Annotated in this window: 16 protein-coding genes; 10 read left to right on the forward strand and 6 right to left on the reverse strand. The window is 53.6% G+C overall.

Annotated features, from left to right (window positions below):
* Positions 1-53 precede the first annotated feature (53 nt).
* A complete protein-coding gene (katA, locus tag ACX9GU_RS08755; protein ID WP_218519125.1) occupies positions 54-1,490 on the reverse strand; it encodes a catalase KatA in 1,437 nt (478 codons plus the stop codon).
* 336 nt (positions 1,491-1,826) lie between these two features.
* Here katA and ACX9GU_RS08760 point away from each other — a divergent pair, with 336 nt between their 5' ends.
* Positions 1,827-2,366, forward strand: coding sequence for a YfaZ family outer membrane protein (locus tag ACX9GU_RS08760; RefSeq protein ID WP_021178499.1), 540 nt, complete (start codon positions 1,827-1,829; stop codon positions 2,364-2,366).
* A gap of 50 nt (positions 2,367-2,416) precedes the next feature.
* Here the strand turns inward: ACX9GU_RS08760 and tyrP are convergent, their stop codons facing one another.
* Positions 2,417-3,625, reverse strand: a complete 1,209-nt coding sequence (gene tyrP, locus ACX9GU_RS08765) for a tyrosine transporter TyrP (RefSeq protein ID WP_021805972.1) — start codon at positions 3,623-3,625, stop codon at positions 2,417-2,419.
* Positions 3,626-3,871: 246 nt separating this feature from the next.
* Between tyrP and ACX9GU_RS08770 the strand changes: the two genes are divergently transcribed.
* From ACX9GU_RS08770 to ACX9GU_RS08805, 8 genes are all read left to right on the forward strand, one after another.
* Positions 3,872-5,068, forward strand: coding sequence for a nicotinamide mononucleotide deamidase-related protein YfaY (locus ACX9GU_RS08770; RefSeq protein WP_473194483.1), 1,197 nt, complete (start codon positions 3,872-3,874; stop codon positions 5,066-5,068).
* 229 nt (positions 5,069-5,297) lie between these two features.
* A complete protein-coding gene (locus tag ACX9GU_RS08775) occupies positions 5,298-5,444 on the forward strand; it encodes a Hok/Gef family protein (RefSeq protein ID WP_473194484.1) in 147 nt (48 codons plus the stop codon).
* 703 nt (positions 5,445-6,147) lie between these two features.
* Entirely contained in the window at positions 6,148-6,843 is a 696-nt protein-coding gene (locus ACX9GU_RS08780) for a DUF1120 domain-containing protein (RefSeq protein ID WP_473194485.1), read from the forward strand.
* 87 nt (positions 6,844-6,930) lie between these two features.
* Positions 6,931-7,683 carry a fimbria/pilus chaperone family protein gene (locus ACX9GU_RS08785; RefSeq protein ID WP_473194486.1) on the forward strand — a complete coding sequence of 251 codons (753 nt, stop codon included), beginning with the start codon at positions 6,931-6,933 and terminating at the stop codon, positions 7,681-7,683.
* Positions 7,684-10,137, forward strand: a complete 2,454-nt coding sequence (locus ACX9GU_RS08790; RefSeq protein WP_473194487.1) for a fimbrial biogenesis usher protein — start codon at positions 7,684-7,686, stop codon at positions 10,135-10,137. It abuts the gene before it with no gap.
* A gap of 21 nt (positions 10,138-10,158) precedes the next feature.
* Positions 10,159-10,716, forward strand: coding sequence for a DUF1120 domain-containing protein (locus ACX9GU_RS08795; protein ID WP_473194488.1), 558 nt, complete (start codon positions 10,159-10,161; stop codon positions 10,714-10,716).
* Positions 10,717-10,767: 51 nt separating this feature from the next.
* Positions 10,768-11,496 carry a DUF1120 domain-containing protein gene (locus ACX9GU_RS08800; RefSeq protein ID WP_473194489.1) on the forward strand — a complete coding sequence of 243 codons (729 nt, stop codon included), beginning with the start codon at positions 10,768-10,770 and terminating at the stop codon, positions 11,494-11,496.
* Between the two features lie 178 nt (positions 11,497-11,674).
* Positions 11,675-11,824, forward strand: a complete 150-nt coding sequence (locus ACX9GU_RS08805) for a hypothetical protein (RefSeq protein ID WP_473194490.1) — start codon at positions 11,675-11,677, stop codon at positions 11,822-11,824.
* A gap of 133 nt (positions 11,825-11,957) precedes the next feature.
* Here ACX9GU_RS08805 and yfaE read toward each other — a convergent pair whose 3' ends face one another.
* From yfaE to ubiG, 4 genes are all read right to left on the reverse strand, one after another.
* Entirely contained in the window at positions 11,958-12,218 is a 261-nt protein-coding gene (gene yfaE / locus ACX9GU_RS08810) for a class I ribonucleotide reductase maintenance protein YfaE (protein WP_021805960.1), read from the reverse strand.
* Positions 12,219-13,349, reverse strand: coding sequence for a class Ia ribonucleoside-diphosphate reductase subunit beta (gene nrdB / locus ACX9GU_RS08815; protein WP_024485993.1), 1,131 nt, complete (start codon positions 13,347-13,349; stop codon positions 12,219-12,221).
* Positions 13,350-13,420: 71 nt separating this feature from the next.
* Positions 13,421-15,709 (reverse strand): class 1a ribonucleoside-diphosphate reductase subunit alpha, encoded by a 2,289-nt coding sequence (gene nrdA, locus ACX9GU_RS08820; RefSeq protein ID WP_473194491.1) that lies wholly within the window; start codon positions 15,707-15,709, stop codon positions 13,421-13,423.
* Between the two features lie 432 nt (positions 15,710-16,141).
* Entirely contained in the window at positions 16,142-16,867 is a 726-nt protein-coding gene (ubiG, locus tag ACX9GU_RS08825; protein WP_021178493.1) for a bifunctional 2-polyprenyl-6-hydroxyphenol methylase/3-demethylubiquinol 3-O-methyltransferase UbiG, read from the reverse strand.
* A 237-nt stretch (positions 16,868-17,104) separates the two neighbouring features.
* On the opposite strand from ubiG, the gene gyrA reads away from it, so the two are divergent.
* Positions 17,105-19,756, forward strand: coding sequence for a DNA topoisomerase (ATP-hydrolyzing) subunit A (gyrA, locus tag ACX9GU_RS08830; protein WP_473194492.1), 2,652 nt, complete (start codon positions 17,105-17,107; stop codon positions 19,754-19,756).
* The last annotated feature ends 149 nt before the right edge of the window (positions 19,757-19,905 follow it).

Below are 19,905 nucleotides of genomic sequence, written 5' to 3' on the forward strand. Positions count from 1 at the left end.
TAGCGTTGCGAAAAAAGGCCGCCGGAGGGCGGCCTTGCTATTGGTGTAACCGATTATTTCAGGCCCAAGGCCTTGGCAACGCCGTTACCGTAATCGGGATGTACCTTGGTGAACAGCTCAACCTGACGGCGTTGGATCTGTTCTGGCACCTGCGACAGCTCACCGGCGATACGGGTGAACATACGTTGGTGCTCCTCGGCACTCAGCAGATTGAACAGCGCTCGCGGTTGGCTGTAGTAATCGTCGTCTTCACGATGATTCCAGTGATCGGCGGCACCTTCGATGCTCAATGGCGGTTCGCTGAAATCTGGCTGCTCCTGGAACACCCCAAAGCTGTTTGGCTCATAGGTTGCGCCATTGCCGCTGTTACCATCTACACGCATCGCCCCATCGCGATGGTAGTTATGGAACGGGCATTTGGCACCGTTGACCGGGATTTGGTGATGGTTGACGCCCAGGCGGTAGCGGTGCGCATCGCCATAGGAGAACAGACGGCCCTGCAACATTTTATCCGGCGAGAAGCTCACGCCAGGCACCACGTTAGCCGGGTTCATGGCCACTTGTTCTACTTCGGAGAAGTAGTTATCCGGGTTGCGGTTCAGCTCGAAGAAGCCGACATCGATCAGCGGGTAGTCGCCGTGCGGCCAGACTTTGGTCAGGTCAAACGGGTTATACGGGGTTTGTGACGCTTCATGCTCTGGCATGATCTGGATTTGCAGTTTCCAGCGTGGGAAGTCACCGTTCTTGATAGAGTCGAACAGATCGCGCTGCGAACTTTCACGATCTTTGGCGATGATGGCTTCTGCTTCATCGTCCATCAGGTTTTCGATGCCTTGCTCACAGCGGAAGTGGAACTTCACCCAGAAACGCTCGTTATTAGCATTGATAAAGCTGAAGGTGTGGCTGCCGAAACCGTGCATATGACGGTAGGACTTAGGCAGGCCACGGTCGCTGAAGTCGATGGTCAACTGGTGCAGTGATTCAGGCAGATGGGAGAAGAAGTCCCATTTATATACCGGATTGCGCAGGTTGGTGTGCGGATCGCGTTTTACCACGTGGTTCAGGTCTGGGAATTTCAGTGGATCGCGCAGGTAGAACACCGGGGTATCGTTACCGACCAGATCCCAGTTACCTTCATCGGTATAGAACTTCATGGCAAAGCCGCGGATATCACGTTCGGCGTCGGCAGCCCCACGCTCACCGGCAACGGTAGAGAAGCGGACGAACATCTCGGTTTGCTTACCAATCTCAGAGAAGATTTTTGCGCGGGTGTACTTGGTTATATCGTGGGTGACGGTAAAGGTGCCGTAAGCTCCGGACCCCTTGGCATGCATACGACGCTCTGGGATCACCTCGCGGTCAAAGTGGGCCAGTTTTTCCAGGAACCAAACGTCTTGAAGTAGCATCGGGCCGCGCTTACCGGCGGTGATCACGTTATTATTATCAACAACGGGCGCGCCAGCCGCGGTAGTTAATCCTTTCTTGCTCATCAATTGCTCCTTACTGTGTTGCAGTTAAGTTGATAGCTCAGTTTCGGGTGCTGCAGATCTTCATCATATTAACTAATGAAAAGGCCAGCCCTGCTGACCTCCATCAAAGGCACTACTAGTTGTAGACTTATTCTCAGTCCTCGGCAAATAGGTAGCGCTTATCGTTGTAATTTTGGGGTAACTGATTGGCATTTGTTTACAGTTTATTGAAAAATTAACGGCTTATTGCTTTAAATTAGCCGGGAATTGATGACAATTCAGTTACACTTACCCGCGTATTTTTTACGGTGCCAGACATCATCACTCCTTGATGATGAAGAATGAAAAGGATCAATAATGAACAAAACTTTAGTCGCGTGCGCAGCAGGTTTGCTGTTTGTGGCTGGCTCTGCCAATGCGATCAGCGTGAGCGGTGAGGCAGGGGAACATTACACCAACCTGGGCGTCGGCTTGGGGGGCACAACGGCGGGCCTGGGGATCAACGGCAACTGGATCCGTAGCGATCATGATGGTGACATCGGGAGCCTGGGGCTGAGCTTCGGCCTGCCGGTTGGGCCTTTGACGGCCACCGTGGGCGGCAAGGCCATTTATCTTAGCCCTAAAGATGGCAAAGATGGTGGGGCATTGGCATTAGGAGGCGGTCTGCAATGGGATCTCAACCGCTATCTCAGCCTGTATGGCGAAGGCTATTTTGCGCCGGAGTCTTTGACCAGCGGGGCAAAAGCCTACAACGAAGCTAATGGCGGGGTGCGCTTAAACGTGCGTCCGTTCAATGTGGATGTCGGTTATCGTTACATCAACATCGAAGGTAAAGACGGCAACCGCGACAACGCGATAGCCGATGGCCCTTATATCGGTGTGGGCGTGGGCTTCTAATCCTGCCTGCTATTAAACGGGCGCCGCATATGCTGCGCCCATTTTTTCTGTTAGCCGATGGCGGGTAACAGGCCGCTGGCGATGCTGATCTGAATGGCGATCACCGCCACCCCACAGACAAACACCAACGCCAACGCTGGCGTTCCGCCCCAGACTCGATAGCTGGCCTGATGCCGCCGACGAGTTTTCCAGACCAGCAATGAAGGTAGCAGCAGGGCGAGTACGGATAGCGCAATTGCCGCAAACCCTAGTGCCAGCACAAAACCGCGTGGATAGAACAGTGCAAATGCCAATGGCGGCAGGAAGGTAATGGCACCGGTCTGTAAACGGCCCCGCACGTTATCCTGGCGTTTGAACAGATCGGCCAGGAAGTCGAATAACCCGAGTGAAACCCCCAGGAACGAGGTTGCCAGCGCCAAATCGGCAAACAGGTGCACCGCCAGCTCGACATGAGGCGACGCAACCACGTCACGCACCGCTTGCAATAAACCGTTCAGCCCGGCCTGCTGTGCCAGAATGCCGACAAAGGTGGTGGAACTGATGCTGCCCAGCGTCGCCAACTGCCAGAAGATATAAGCCACTAACGGGATGGCACTGCCGATGATAAAGATCCAACGCAGCTTGCGGATGTTACCGCCCATATAGTTGACGATGCTGGGGACGCTGCCGTGGAAACCAAACGAAGTGAAGATCACCGGGATGGCCGAGAGCGCCAGCCCTTGTTCCAGCGGGAGCGTCAGCAGGTTGGTTTGCTGGATGTGCGGCATCATCAGGCCAAGCATGACGATCAGGAAAATCGACTTGGCGGTAAACAGAATACGGTTGAACAGATCCACCGAATGGGTGCCGATGCAGACGATCCCCCCTGCGACCAGGGTGAACAGCAGCACGCCGAGGTAAGTCGGGAAGTCCTGAGAAGTCCACTGGCTGATGCTGACAGCCAGCAGTTCGCCAGCGCCGCTGATATAGGCTGCGGTCAGCGCATACATCAAGAACATCATGCTGAAACTGGTAAGCCACTGACCACCGCCGCCTAGATAACGTTTGGCCAGCGTTCCCAGACCGGTGTCCGCCTGCTCATGCTGATAAACTTCGACCAGCAACAGCGCGGTATAGCACATCAATAACCACAACCCGACCAGCAGTGCCAGCGTTACGCCAAAGCCTACGCCAGCCGCCGCCAGGGGCATAGCCAGCATCCCTGCACCAATGGTGGTGCCTGCCACGATAAAAACACTGCCCAGCGTGCGATTCTTCACGTTTTTCTCTGCTATTGGATAATTTAGGGGCGTTTTCGGGGCCCTATTTTTAGTGCGGCAGAATAGTTGATTGCCGATTTTGTGTCAAACCGACGTTACGTCTGATGTACATTTAAGTTTACGGATATTAATCGGGTTGCGTCGGTATTAAAAAATGCCTTTAGACAGCAATAACGTTGGCTGCGTAGTGAAAAGTTGTTTACGGGCTTCTATAGTGGAGGGATCTGAACATAAAGGGAGAGATCAATGTTAAGGGTGGAGATGCTCAGTACCGGTGATGAGGTGCTGCATGGGCAAATTATTGATACCAATGCTGCCTGGCTGGCAGATTACCTGTTCCAGCAAGGCTTACCGATGAGCGGGCGCGAAACGGTGGGGGATAGCCTCTCCTCTCTGATCGAAATTCTACAGGAACGCAGCCATATCGCCGACGTGCTGATCGTCAACGGCGGTCTGGGGCCAACCAGCGACGATCTCAGTGCGTTGGCAGCGGCAAAGGCTTGCGATACCGAGCTGGTCGAACATCCTGAATGGATCGCCCGTATGGAAGCCTACTTTGCGGAACGCGGCCGCTCAATGGCGGCTTCAAACCGTAAACAGGCGCAGATCCCGGCTAATGCGGAAATGCTGGATAACCGCGTTGGTACCGCCTGCGGCTTCGCCTTAACGCTGAATAAGTGCCGGATGTTCTTTACGCCGGGCGTGCCTTCAGAATTTAAAGTGATGGTAGAAGAGCAGATCCTGCCGCGTCTGCGCCAGGGCTTTACTCTGCCTGAGCCGCCGTTGTGCCTTCGCCTAACCACCTTCGGGACGTCGGAAAGCGACTTGGCTGCTGAACTGGACGGCATGCCTTTGCCGCCGGGCGTTGTGCTGGGCTATCGCTCTTCCAGCCCGATTATTGAATTGAAGTTGACCGGTCCACAGGCTCAGCGCGCCGCGATGGAACAAGCCTGGCAGCGTGTGCGGCAGGTGGCGGGTGACAATACGATTTTTGAAGGTACGGCAGGGCTACCAGCAGAGCTAACGCAACGCTTACAACAGCAGAACTTGACGTTGGCGCTGAGCGAGCAATTTACCGCCGGGCTAATCAACCTGCAGTTGCAGAGCGAAGGGGCCCCGCTGGCGGGTGGCGAACTGTTACCTGCACATTGCTCCGAAACGCTGGCAACGGTGCTGGCGCGAGCCCAGTCTTTGGCGCAGCTCACCGGTGCGCAGTTGGCGTTGGCGGTGAGCGCCATGGCAGGGGATCGTGTCAGCGTTGTCCTGCATACGCCAAAAGGCGGTATTGGCCAGACGGTGAGCTATCGTGCATCACGTCATAGTCTGCGTTTACGTCAGGAGTCGGTCGCAATGCTGGCGCTGGATATGCTGCGCCGTTGGCTGAATGGCGGCCAGGTTTGCGGCAAAAACGGCTGGCTGGAAATGGTGGAAATTACCGAGTAGAAACTAGTTGATAGCGGTGATATATCCCTTATGAATCATAACAATATAAGGGGTATTCGCTGTGGGATTGTGTTGTTACACTCTTTGCGGGTGCTTGAGACTTTTCGTCTTGGGCATTGTGTGGCAAGGCGGAAAGTTGAAAGCCCCAAACTGACGTTAACTCAGAATGGGGCAACCAATAACGCCTAGACACCGTTATGGTAGCCCCTTCACAGCAAGGAGGCAAGCCATGTATAAAAAACATGCGCTCTACGCGTTACTGGCTGTATGCATTACGGTTTTGGTATTGGTCTGGATGCTTAAAGACCGCTTTTGCGGGCTGGAAATCTACCGGAAAGATACCACTATCCTGGTGTCATCGGCCTGTATGCGATAGGTGAAGTGGTAATCATAAGGCGGGGGTAACCCCGCCTTAAGGTCTCCAGGCGTGGTTTCAGGCACCCATTCTCATATTTTCAACTCAACATTCGCACAGAGTTGGGCTGCTCGCTCGCCGTCGTTGGGCATTGCAAAACGGATCGGTTCCTTTGGTTGACGGATTTTGGCTACCTGCATATTGCTCCGAGGCATGGGCAACAGTCTCCGCTCGTGCTTAATTCCCCCCACCCTGGTAGCACCGCAATCTCTGCGTTCCTCTAAGTATGACCAGGGTAAATAGCCAGACATCTCGTTATCTACGGTGATTTTCCTAACACGAAATCCGCCTTATTGTTCGGTCGTCAATTTAATTTTGTTGCTTATTTGTTTTATTATTTCGTGTGTTTTCTGGGGGGTAAAGTCAATTAATCTATTGATTTAAAAAGATTATGTTTTAATTATTAGTTAATTATTTACGTTTTATTGCTAATTTTTTATTAGTGATAGTTTTTACCTATCAAATAGCTGAAATTTACTTGGCTTTATGTCTTCCAAAAACCAGGGTTGCTGATTTATCATCCTGCCCCTCATTTTTTTCGGTAGTTTTTTATCGCACTAAAATAACAAAATTCAGGATTAGATATTTGTTTATCTGTTTTTCATGGAGGAAGTGTCCGGACTAGGGATGGTCAATGTTGGTTAATCTCAAAAATGGTACTTAAATGAAATTGTTTAAAATGACCGTGCTGTCCCTTGCCTTCGCAACCTCTGCCGCTTCCCTCTCTACAATGGCTGCAGAAACAGCGCAAATTTCGGTGAAAGGTTCTATCGTACCTACCGCCTGTTCTATCTCTGTTGACGGCTCCGTTGACTTCGGCAATTTGAAAGAAAGCGAGCTGAAGGAGAAACCGAAAGAGCAAAATGCCTATCAACTAGGCTATAAGCCCGTTAATTTTAATATCCAATGTAACTCTGCAGCAAAAGTGGCGGTATCTGCACAGGCGGATACCCCAGTTGTTAAGGCGATCACTACCGGCGTGGTGAGCTATGTCAACGATAATGATAAAACGACGCGTAACGATGTGGGTCAGCTAGCCTCCCTGGGAACCGTTGAAGATAAAACCATCGGCTATTATACCGTGGCGCTTGCAAGTGCGACCCTGGATAGCAAAGATAGCGAGCTTTTGTCCTCCCAAGATAATGGCAGTAACTGGGCCGCGGTGGCTAATTTAGACGACCATCTGATGTATCAGGATGGTTCCGTATTACATAGCTGGGGGACAGATACGCCACTGGGAGCATCCAATATCGCTGGTGTGATCAATATCTCTGCTGCCATTTCTCCTGACGTGGTGGAGAACATGAAAGACACCATCAGCTTTAATACCAACACCACCTTAAGCCTACAGTACTTGTAAACCCTCGGTGTTTTGTCTGGCAGGGGCTGCCAGACATTGTTTACCCGTTGTTTTTTTTATCAATACTGTTTTTTTAAGGTGTGTGTTATGCGTTTTCAATTGCCTGAAATCAAGTCTTTTTCTGGACGGAAAAAGGTAAAATCAGATTTAGTCTGGTGTGGCTTTTTGCTGGCCGCGCTAGCCCTTTTTGCTACCCAGTCGCGAGCATCTGGCGTATTACCTGAATCTTCTGCGGTCATTATTGACGAAGCGCAGAAGGGCGGCAGCATTAATGTGAAAAACACGGAAAAAGTTCCGGTGCTGTTGTATACCAAAATCGTAGAGTTGCCAGACGACCTGGATCCACGCCTGATTGTGACCCAGCCAGTGGCTCGTTTGGAACCTGGCCAGTCTCAACGCGTACGCTTTGTGTTGAACACCGATACTCCGTTGCAAAGAGAACATATCAAACGCGTTTATTTTGAGGGTGTGACCGAGCGAACCACGGACAACAGTCAGGTCTCGGTTAGCGTACGCCAGGATCTGCCGGTGATTATTGTGCCGAAGGGGCTGAGTGCCAAACGTGATATGTGGACCGACCTGGGCTGGTCAGTTAGTGCCAACAGCCTGAAGGTCACCAACACCGGTCGCCATGTGGTGCGCTTGACTCCGCAGGTCAAACTACAACCTGCAGGTAGTGTGCTGTCGCTGAACAAGAGTTATATCCTGCCTGGCGAAACCCTGGTGGTCACCGCACCTGCCAGTACCCGCCTCAGTGGTCAGCAGCGGGTGGAATTCTCCCCTGTTACTCGTTACGGGTTTGGTGTGGGCGTACAGACTGCCCCTCTGAGCGGGAAATAGTTGCTCACCACCATGACTGCAGCCCGCCATTCACTACTGACCTCTGCCATGATGCTGATCTGCTTGGGTTGCCCTGCACAAGCGGAAGGGGCCAAATTGGCCAACTTCAGTGCAAGCCGGCTGAAGGCACTGGGTATCGACCCGTCTACCGCTGCCTACTTTGCACAAGGAGGACGCTTTACGCCAGGTATCACGGAAGTGGAGTTAGAGGTTAATGGTACTCGCCGAGGTATGCAGAGGCTGACCTTTAGCCGCAGTGGTGAACTGTGTGCGGATGAATCGTTCTTCGCCTCTGCCGGTATTCGATTAGATCCCTCACTACTGCGGCAGGAGAGTGCGGACACAGATGTTTGCCCACAGCTGACTGAGGTCTGGCCGACCGCGACCATCTCCCTGCTTCCCGCCACGCAAGAAGTGCATATTGTGGTGCCGCCGGCAGCGGTGGAGAAGGAGAATGACCTGACGCATTTCCAGCAAGGTGGCGCGGCTGGTCTGCTGAACTATTCCGCCTATCGTTCCCATTTTACCTCGGCCGCTAGCCACTCAAGCAACAGCTACCTGAATCTGGAAAGCGGTTTTAACCTGGGGGACTGGATGGTGCGTGGTGCGCATAACCTGCGCCAGAGCAGCGAAGGTGGGTTTACCTTCGATAATGCTTACGTCTACGCACAGAAAACCCTGGTGGATAGCAAGCAATTGTTGCAGGCCGGGCAGATCAACTTTTCCAATAATCTCCTGTCTGGTGCCTCCATCGACGGGCTGCAGTTGCTACCACAGGCCGCGCTGAGTAGCCAGGGGACAGGGGCGCAGGTGAGTGGGATTGCCCGCGCGGATCAGTCACGAATGGAAGTCCGTCAAAGCGGCATCCTGATTTATTCCACGCTGGTACCCGCTGGCCCATTTACGCTGACGGAACTCCCGGTACTGAATACCACCAGTGACCTGCAACTGAAGGTCATCACCCCGAGCGGACAGGAAGAGGCCTTTACCATCACGGCGGCATCATTTCGCACTCTGGTACCACAGGCACCGGAAACCTGGTCTTTGGCGCTGGGGCGCCTACGTGCGGACAACGTCAGCCAGGACTATCAGCGGCCTTGGGTAGCCAGTCTGTCTGATGGCTGGGCGCTTTCTCCACGGGTATTGCTGGAGGGTGGGTCAATCATCGCCTCTGGTTACCTGGGGAGCGGTGTGGGGGTCATCGTCAGCCCGCGTCAGGAAGTCTCGTTGGGCCTGTCTGCTGCTCTGAGCCAGGATAAGAACCATGGCCAACAAGGGGCAAAGAGTACCGCTTCCGTAAACTGGCAAGCGCCACTGAATCTCGGGTTTGGTGGGGATGTCACTTTGTATTCTCCCGGCTATCGGGAACTGACAGACTCGGTTTCTACCGCTGATAGTCCATACAGCCGCACTAGCGCCGGCCTAAGAATGAATTGGCACCAGGCGACGCTGGGCAATATTTCGCTCTCTGCCAGCCAAACCCGGCAGGGGGATCACCGTGGGGATACCCGACGCCTGATGGCGACCTGGAACCGTAATTTTGGGTTTGTGACCGCCTCGATAAACTGGCAGCGCCAGAGCCGGAGTTCACGCAACTGCCATACGGCTTACTCGTGCCGCAATACCGACCGCGACAGCCTGTTTGTTAACCTCAGTTTTCCTCTGGGTAGACAGGTGGTAAGCAGCTATTACCGTAATACACCAGATTCAGCGGCGGTGGGTATGCAGACGAGTGGCGGCCTGACGGAAAACGGCAGTTGGTCACTGGCGACAGAACACAGCATGAAACAGGAACGCGATACCAGCTTGTCAGGTAGCCTGAACGGTAACCTGCACTATACCTCTGCCGGGCTATATGGTTACGCCGCGGGGGAGCATACTCGTAATTACTCCGGCACGTTGTCTGGTGGCATCGTAGCCCATCGGGAAGGTGTGATGTTCTCGCCGCACAAGATTGGCGACACCTTTGGGGTGGTGGTGGTAGAGCCCGCTGTCAGTGGGGTTGAAATCAATACCCCGCAGGGGAAGGTCTGGACTGACTGGCGGGGGAAAGCGGTGGTTCCTGGGTTGCCAGCCTATACCGCGGGCCGAATAGAGTTGAACACCGAACACTTGCCGGAAAATACCGATGTCGGCAATGGTTACCGTCAAATCGTGGCTGGCCATGGGGCGGTGACCAATACCCATTTTCTTTTGCAGCAGACGCGCAACGGGCTGTTGACAGTGATGCTGATGGACGGTTCACCGCTGCCGAAAGGCAGTGCCATTATCGCGCAAGATGGTAGCTATGTGACCACGGCGGTAGATGCAGGCACGGTGTTCCTCACGGACTTGAACGATAAACGCCCGCTGGTGGCACGTTGGCAGGAGCAGCAATGCAGCCTGCACTATACCGTACCGGAAAAAGCGCTAAAGGGGGGAACCTATGAAAATATCACCGCCAAATGTCGTTAATCGCAGAACAAAGGTGGCAGCGTGAAACGGAAAATCATCACATTAATCCGGGGAGTGAGCCTGATCACCCTGCTGTGGCTTGTCACGCCGTACTGCATGGCACAGCGCTGTCAGGTGGTGGTATCACGCCCTGAGATACAGTTGGGCAATCAGCGCCATTCAGCAAATGCAGCAACGCTGTTTACCCAGCAGGAAGTGACAGTCGCCGCTGAGTGTGTGGGGGAAGGGGCGATCGCCTTGTTGATTGACGGTACGCCGGATGAAGGGGGGAAAAACTTCCGCTTCGGCGCCATGGGCAGCATGACAGTGTCGTTGCTGGCAGCGCAGTATGACGGCGCAGACACCGGGCTGAGGCTGAACTCTGTATTGCAGGGGGAAAGGCAGCTACCAGCGGGGACATCGCTGTTACTGTCTCCCGGCAGTCAGCTTACCGCGCTCGCAACAGGGGCCGCCGGGAAGGACACTCATCAGTTGATAGTGCAGTTGCGCCTGGATTTCCCCGCATCAGGAGATGAGGGGCGGATACGCGATCTGACGGAAATGGGCGGTCAAGTGAGGTTTGAGGCACAGCAATATTAGCTATTGCCTCTGTTCTTGTAATGGAAAAGGCATTCTATCCAGGGAGGGGCTATGTTGGTTAATCTGAATAATGGTACTGAAATGAACGTATTTAAAATGACAGCTCTGTCTTTGGTTCTTGCAACCTCTGCCGCTTCCGTTGCAGCCATGTCACTGGAAACATCCCAAATTGCCGTGAAAGGGTCGGTATTTCCTTCAGCATGCTCCATCGCTGTTGATGGTTCAGTCGACTTCGGCACTTTGAAAAAAAACGAACTGGCGGAACAATCTAAATCACAAAATGCTTACCAGTTAGGCTATCAGCCCGTGAGTTTCAATATCCAATGTAGCTCGGCTGTCAAAGTGGCCTTATCCGCACAGGCCGACATGCCAGTTGCCGGCAAGCCCCCGATGGGGGTGGTGAGTCACATTAGTGAGACTGAAAGTACCATTCGCACCGAGGCGGGGCAGTATGCCTCGCTGGGAGAGATTGATGAGCAACACATCGGCTATTTTACCCTGGCGCTCGCCAGTGCCACCCTGGATAGCAAAGACGCCAAGCTGATCTCCTCCAAGGATAACGGGAGTAGTTGGAGTGCGATTTCCAGCGTCGCCGATCATTTGATGTATCAGGATGGCTCCAGATTCCATGGTTGGGGGGAAGGCACTACACCACAGGAAGCCACCAATATTGCTGGTGTTCTCACTATTTCTGCTGCACTTGACATTAAAATGGTGGATGAGTTGAAAGACACCATCAAATTTAACACCGGCACTACCCTAAGCCTGCAATACCTGTAAACCCCGGCGTATTGTCTGGCAGTGGTCTGCCAGACAATATTTACCCACCGTGCTTTGTTACCGCCTCGCTCCAATGCTAAATGGAAACGCGTTATTGGCTATTGTCTCCAGACTTGTTATGCAAGGGGTGTCCAGTTCAGGAGGGGGTAATGTTCGTTCATGTTAAAAATGGTATTCAATGAAAGTGCTTAAAATGACGGCCCTGTCTTGGGTTCTTGCTACCTCTGCCGGTTCTTTTGCTGCAATGGCGGCTGAAACCGCTCAAGTTACAGTGAAAGGTGCAGTCAACTTTCACACCGGCACCACCCTAAGCCTGCAGTACCTGTAAATCCCGACGTATTATCTGGCCGTAAAGGTTAGCCGTTTATTTTCTTTCGCTCAGGAAGGACATAGCGTGCTGCCGCTGGAAGCGGGGGGGAAGTTCAGGAACGCGATGATCCTGGCAGTGAACGGAGCCCAGCCTAGATTTCCAGCTCGATATCCATGGCGGGCATGCAGCAGCAGGGCAGGATCTCGCCGTGATTGATAAATGCCAACGGCTGCTGGTGGTAAGCGACCTCACCCTTCAGTAATTTCACTCGGCAGGCACCGCAATAGCCGGAGCGGCATTGGTATTCTACCTCCACCTCATGCAGTTCCAGCACGTCGAGCAGGCATTTCTCACCTTCGGGGCAGGAGAGCTGCGTACCGGTGGCACGCAGCGTGATGGTTGGTGCAGCCACTTACAGCTCGAAATCACTCAGATCGTCGGCGTTGACTTCAGAGTCAATCTGGCCGACCAGGTAAGAGCTGACTTCAACTTCCTGCGGAGCCACCTGCACGTTATCCGACACCAGCCAGGCGTTGATCCACGGGATTGGGTTGGAGCGGGTAGGGAACGGTGAACCCAGGCCGACGGCCTGCATGCGGATATTGGTAATGTATTCCACATACTGGCACAGGATGTCTTTGTTCAGGCCAATCATGGAGCCGTCACGGAACAGATATTCGGCCCACTCTTTCTCTTGCTGTGCCGCCAGGACGAACAGGTCATAGCACTGTTGCTGGCATTCCACGGCGATTTCAGCCATCTCTGGGTCATCGGCGCCTGAGCGCATCAGGTTCAGGATATGTTGCGTACCGGTCAGGTGCAGGGCTTCGTCGCGGGCGATCAGCTTGATGATTTTGGCGTTGCCTTCCATCAGCTCACGCTCGGCGAAAGCAAACGAACAGGCGAAGCTAACGTAGAAACGAATGGCCTCCAGCGCGTTGACGCTCATCAGGCACAGATACAGCTGCTTTTTGATGGCGCGCAGGTTAACGGTCACCGTTTTACCATTGACCTGATGCGTGCCTTCGCCCAGCAGATGATAGTAGCTGGTCATTTCGATCAGATCGTCGTAGTAGCCGGAGATATCTTTTGCCCGCTTGAGGATCTCCTCGTTAGTGACGATATCGTCAAACACCACCGACGGATCGTTAACGATGTTACGAATGATATGAGTGTAGGAACGCGAGTGAATGGTCTCTGAGAATGACCAGGTTTCGATCCAGGTTTCCAGCTCCGGAATGGAGATCAGCGGCAGAAACGCCACGTTAGGGCTACGGCCCTGAATGGAGTCCAGCAGCGTCTGATACTTCAGGTTACTGATGAAGATGTGCTTCTCGTGTTCCGGCAGCGCTTGATAGTCGATACGATCGCGCGCGACGTCAACCTCTTCTGGACGCCAGAAGAAGGAGAGCTGTTTTTCGATCAGCTTTTCGAAGATTTCATGTTTTTGCTGGTCGAAACGCGCCACGTTGACCGACTGGCCGAAGAACATCGGCTCAAGCAACTGGTTGTTTTTGTTTTGAGAAAAAGTAGTGTAAGCCATGAGCTTGGATCCATTAGTGCCGAGCTGAAAATTAAAGGGGCCGGAAGAGTTCCGGCCCGCTGTGTCAAACGTTAGATCTTGCAGGCGCCGCCTTCACAGTCGTCATCGCCGCCCTGAGCAGGCTGCATGTCTTCCTGGATATCATCTGCACCGTCGCGGGTGTTCTGATAATACAGCGTTTTGACACCAAACTTGTAGGTGGTGAGCAGATCTTTCAACAACTGCTTCATCGGCACCTTGCCACCCGGGAAACGGGTTGGGTCATAGTTGGTGTTTGCCGAGATCGACTGATCGATAAATTTCTGCATCAGTCCAACCAGTTGCAGGTAACCGTCGTTATTTGGTAATTCCCACAGCAGTTCGTAGTCATTTTTCAGACGCTCATACTCAGGCACCACTTGACGCAGAATACCGTCTTTGGACGCTTTGATACTGATGTGGCCGCGCGGTGGCTCAATGCCGTTGGTGGCATTGGAGATCTGCGACGAGGTTTCCGACGGCATCAAGGCAGACAGCGTTGAGTTGCGCAGGCCGGTCTCTTTGATCTCTTTACGCAGGCTTTCCCAGTCGTAATGCAGCGGTTCGCTACAGATCGCGTCTAAATCTTTCTTGTAAGTATCGATTGGCAAGATGCCTTGCGCATAGGTGGTTTCATTGAACCACGGGCAAGCCCCTTGCTCCTGAGCCAGACGGTTCGAGGCTTTCAGCAGGTAGTACTGGATCGCTTCGAAGGTTCTGTGGGTCAGGTTGTTGGCGCTGCCGTCGGAATAGCGTACGCCGTTCTTCGCCAGGTAATAGGCGAAGTTGATCACACCGATACCCAGGGTACGGCGGCCCATCGCGCCACGGTGAGCGGCTTTGATCGGGTAATCCTGATAATCCAGCAGGGCGTCGAGCGCGCGCACGGCCAGCGTAGCCAGCTCTTCCAGATCGTCCAGGCTGTCAATCGCACCCAGGTTGAATGCTGACAGTGTACACAGCGCGATTTCGCCGTTTTCGTCGTTAACGTCATCCAGCGGTTTGGTCGGCAGAGCGATTTCCAGGCACAGGTTTGACTGGCGTACCGGGGCGATCTGCGGATCGAACGGGCTGTGGGTGTTGCAGTGGTCGACGTTCTGGATGTAGATACGGCCAGTAGAAGCACGTTCCTGCATCATCAGTGAGAACAGCTCTACCGCTCTCACGCGCTGCTGGCGAATGCTACTGTCTTTCTCATACAGGGTGTACAGACGTTCGAACTCGTCCTGATCGGCGAAGAACGCGTCGTACAGCCCTGGGACGTCAGACGGGCTGAACAGGGTGATGTCTTCATTCTTGATCAGGCGCTGATACATCAGGCGGTTGAGTTGCACGCCGTAGTCCATGTGACGGACGCGGTTGCCTTCAACCCCACGGTTGTTTTTCAGCACCAGCAGGCTTTCCACTTCCAGATGCCACATTGGGTAGAACAGCGTTGCTGCACCACCACGCACGCCGCCCTGAGAGCAGGATTTTACCGCGGTCTGGAAGTGCTTGTAGAACGGGATACAGCCGGTGTGGAAGGCTTCACCGCCACGAATTGGGCTACCCAGGGCACGGATACGGCCAGCATTGATACCGATACCGGCACGCTGTGAAACGTATTTCACAATGGCGCTGGAGGTGGCGTTAATGGAGTCCAGGCTGTCACCACACTCGATCAGCACGCAAGAGCTGAATTGGCGGGTTGGGGTGCGCACGCCAGACATGATCGGCGTAGGCAGTGAAATCTTGAAGGTGGAGATCGCGTCATAGAAACGTTTTACGTAGTCCAGACGGGTGGCGCGCGGATAGTTGGAGAACAGGCACGCGGCAACCAGAATATACAGGAACTGGGCGCTCTCGTAGATCTCGCCGCTAACGCGGTTCTGCACCAGATATTTCCCTTCCAACTGCTTCACGGCAGCGTAGGAGAAGTTCATATCACGCCAGTGATCGATAAAGGAGTCCATCTGCTCGAACTCTTCAGTGGTGTAGTCTTCCAGCAGATGTTTATCGTATTTGCCCATCTCCACCATGCGTGCGACGTGGTCGAGCAGCTTCGGTGGCTCAAACTGACCGTAAGCTTTTTTACGCAGATGGAAGATGGCGAGGCGAGCGGCCAGATACTGATAGTCCGGTGCGTCACGGGAGATCAGATCGGCTGCGGCCTTGATGATGGTTTCATGAATATCGGCGGTTTTGATGCCGTCATAAAACTGAATATGTGAACGTAACTCTACTTGAGAGACCGAGACGTTGTTTAAACCTTCCGCGGCCCAGTCGATGACTCGGTGGATTTTGTCGAGGTTGATGCGCTCTTTACTGCCATCGCGTTTAGTTACAAGTAGGCTTTGGTTCATTTTTACCTGTCCGTGAGATTCCCCTAAGCAGCAAGTGTAGTCGCTCTGCTCAGTATGTAAACACTATATATAGGGGGTGTATGTCGGTGAGGTAACAAGATAGTGATAAAACGGAGGGTTTGCAAGTGAACAAAACCTGCCGATCTTGTGGATAACTTGGGGGTGAAATGTTACCAATTGTTCCTAGTGCGCGCCCTATCTGGGGTGACAAGCTTGTCAATAAGCGCGATGAGATTTTGCTGATTTTGTGAAAATCCCGATCGTTTGCCGCTTTATTAAACGTTAGAAAAAAACCGCATATTGATCTGCTTTTATATTCTTAAAAACGGTTTAGATCGGCTGTTTTGATCGAAAACGGCTAAATAGCTATTTATCTTATACGCTTAGTCGCACCGGCGGCGGAAACCTCGCCCCCGGTACGTTTCGGCAGTTTCAACCCTGGTGCTGGGTATGCACCATGTAGTTCACATCAACGTTGCGGCCCAGCTTGAAATGGTCGGTGATCGGGTTGTAATGCAGGCCGATGATATGTTTTTCACGCAGCTCGGTGCCGTCGACCCAACCTATCAGTTCAGAAGGGCGGATGAACTTCTTATGATCATGGGTGCCTTGTGGCACCATCTTGAGCACGTATTCAGCGCCGATGACCGCCATCAGCCAGGCTTTGGTATTGCGATTGATGGTAGAGAAGAACACATGGCCGCCTGGTTTGACCAAGTGCGCACAGGCGCGCACGACGGAGGCCGGATCCGGTACGTGCTCGAGCATCTCCATACAGGTGACGATGTCATACTGTTGTGGATGAGCTTGCGCATGGCTTTCTACCGTTTCTTGCACGTAGGTCACCTGCATACCGCTTTCCAGCGCATGCAGTCGCGCCACCTGGAGCGGTTCTGCCCCCATATCCAGCCCGGTCACCAACGCACCTTCACGCGCCATGCTTTCTGCCAGAATGCCGCCGCCACAGCCAACGTCGAGCACTTGTTTGTCAAAAATGCCTCCTGCACGCTGCATGATATAATTCAGACGCAGCGGATTGATCCGATGCAGCGGCTTGAACTCACCTTCCAGATCCCACCAGCGCGAGGCGACAGCTTCAAATTTGGCGATTTCCTGGTGATCAACGTTTGGCGCGTGACGGGATGATTCAGCATTCATGGGCGTTATTGGCTCCTGGTTCTCTTAGGGTGCAGATTATACATGTTCCGGCACGCTTGGCGCAGCGCTGTTGTTATCGAGGCAATGGTTATCGAGGCAATTTTCGCCCACAGGGCAGCACATTTCAGCGAAACCGCGCCGGTAATTTCCCCGTAAAGCGCGCTTTGTGATATAGTTTTACACCTTTGGCACTACGCCAAGGCAGATGAATCATTCAGTATGAGGGATAGCAGCTCCATGAGCGACCTTGCCAGAGAAATCACACCGGTAAATATCGAAGAAGAGCTGAAAAGCTCGTATCTGGATTACGCGATGTCGGTTATTGTCGGCCGTGCGTTGCCAGATGTTCGTGATGGACTGAAGCCGGTGCACCGCCGCGTTCTGTACGCGATGAATGTACTGGGTAACGACTGGAATAAACCCTACAAGAAATCGGCCCGTGTCGTTGGGGACGTGATCGGTAAGTATCACCCGCATGGTGACAGCGCGGTGTATGACACGATCGTCCGTATGGCCCAACCGTTTTCGTTGCGTTACATGTTGGTGGACGGCCAGGGTAACTTCGGTTCTGTGGACGGCGACTCCGCCGCAGCAATGCGTTATACCGAAGTGCGCATGTCGAAAATCGCCCACGAACTGCTGGCGGATCTGGAAAAAGAGACCGTCGACTTCGTGCCAAACTATGACGGTACCGAGCAGATCCCGGCCGTTATGCCAACCAAGATCCCGAACCTGCTGGTCAACGGCTCGTCCGGTATCGCCGTGGGCATGGCGACCAACATTCCGCCGCATAACCTGTCTGAAGTTATCAATGGCTGTCTGGCCTATATCGAGGATGAAAACATCAGCATTGAAGGGCTGATGGAACACATCCCAGGCCCGGACTTCCCGACGGCGGCGATCATCAATGGCCGTCGTGGTATTGAAGAAGCCTACCGTACCGGCCGTGGCAAAGTGTATCTTCGCGCCCGTGCCGAGGTAGAGGCGGACGCTAAAACCGGCCGCGAAACCATCATCGTGCATGAAATTCCTTATCAGGTGAACAAAGCGCGCCTGATCGAGAAAATTGCCGAGCTGGTGAAAGAGAAACGCGTTGAAGGCATCAGCGCGCTGCGTGACGAGTCTGATAAAGACGGTATGCGCATCGTGATTGAAGTCAAACGTGACGCCGTGGGTGAAGTGGTGCTGAATAACCTGTATTCGCTGACTCAGCTACAGGTCACCTTCGGTATCAACATGGTGGCACTGCATCAGGGCCAGCCAAAGTTGCTGAACCTGAAAGATATTCTGCGTGCCTTTGTGCGCCACCGCCGTGAAGTGGTGACCCGCCGTACCATTTTCGAACTGCGTAAAGCCCGCGATCGCGCCCATATCCTGGAAGCGTTAGCCATTGCCTTGGCCAACATCGACCCGATTATCGAACTGATCCGCCGCGCGCCGACTCCGGCAGAAGCGAAGATTGCGTTAATCGCGCAGCCTTGGGATCTGGGTAACGTCGGGGCGATGTTGGAACGTGCCGGTGACAACGCTGCACGCCCAGAGTGGCTGGAGCCAGAGTTCGGCATCCGTGACGGTAAATATTACCTGACCGAGCAACAGGCTCAGGCGATCCTGGATCTGCGCTTGCAGAAACTGACCGGCCTGGAGCACGAGAAGCTGCTGGACGAGTATAAAGAGCTGCTGAACATCATCGCTGAGCTGATCTTTATTCTGGAAAACCCAGACCGCTTGATGGAAGTGATCCGTGAAGAACTGGTGGCCATGCGCGATCAGTTCGGTGACGCACGCCGTACCGAAATTACCGCCAACACGTCTGATATCAACATCGAAGACCTGATCAACCAGGAAGATGTGGTCGTGACATTGTCGCATCAGGGCTACGTGAAGTATCAGCCTCTGACCGACTATGAAGCGCAGCGTCGCGGTGGTAAAGGCAAGTCAGCCGCCCGTATTAAAGAAGAAGACTTTATCGATCGTCTGCTGGTGGCCAACACCCACGACACGATCCTGTGCTTCTCCAGCCGTGGTCGCCTGTACTGGATGAAGGTGTATCAACTGCCTGAAGCCAGCCGTGGTGCTCGTGGCCGGCCGATCGTCAACCTGTTGCCGCTGGAAGCCAATGAACGTATCACCGCCATTCTACCGGTGCGTGAATACGAAGAAGGCCGCCATGTGTTCATGGCTACCGCTAGCGGTACCGTGAAGAAAACCGCATTGACCGAGTTCAGCCGCCCACGTAGCGCAGGCATCATCGCCGTTAACCTCAACGAGGGTGACGAGCTGATTGGTGTTGACCTGACCGACGGCAGCAACGAAGTGATGCTGTTCTCCGCCAACGGTAAAGTGGTGCGCTTCCCTGAAGGGCAGGTGCGCTCGATGGGCCGTACCGCTACTGGCGTACGCGGTATCAACCTCGGTGAAGGCGATCGCGTAGTTTCGCTGATTATTCCTCGTGGCGAAGGCGATATCCTGACCGTGACGCAGAACGGCTACGGCAAGCGTACTGCGGTAACGGAATACCCGACCAAATCGCGCGCGACCCAAGGGGTTATCTCCATCAAGGTCAGCGAGCGTAATGGCCAGGTTGTTGGGGCTGTGCAGGTAGAAACTACCGACCAAATCATGATGATCACCGATGCAGGCACGCTGGTGCGTACCCGTGTCGCGGAAGTCAGCGTGGTTGGCCGCAACACCCAGGGTGTTACCCTGATCCGTACTGCGGAAGACGAGAACGTTGTCGGCCTGCAGCGCGTCGCTGAACCGGTTGAAGATGAAGAGCTTGATAGCCTTGAACCAGGTAGCGACGAAGCGGAAGAAGATACCACACCACTCGATGAGGGTGATGAGGATACCGGCGCCGTAGACGATATGGATGACGAGAACGCCTAAATAGCACGGCCCTGGCCGTATAATCTGGGTGGATCAAAAAGGGCTTGGCAGCGATGCTAGGCCCTTTTTCAGTTGTATGGTTTAATTGCTGCCATCACTTGTCGATGCTGCACGGGATCGTTGTTTTGCTATGATTATGCTCGTCACCC

Source organism: Serratia sp. K1WW1 (genome assembly GCF_055790865.1).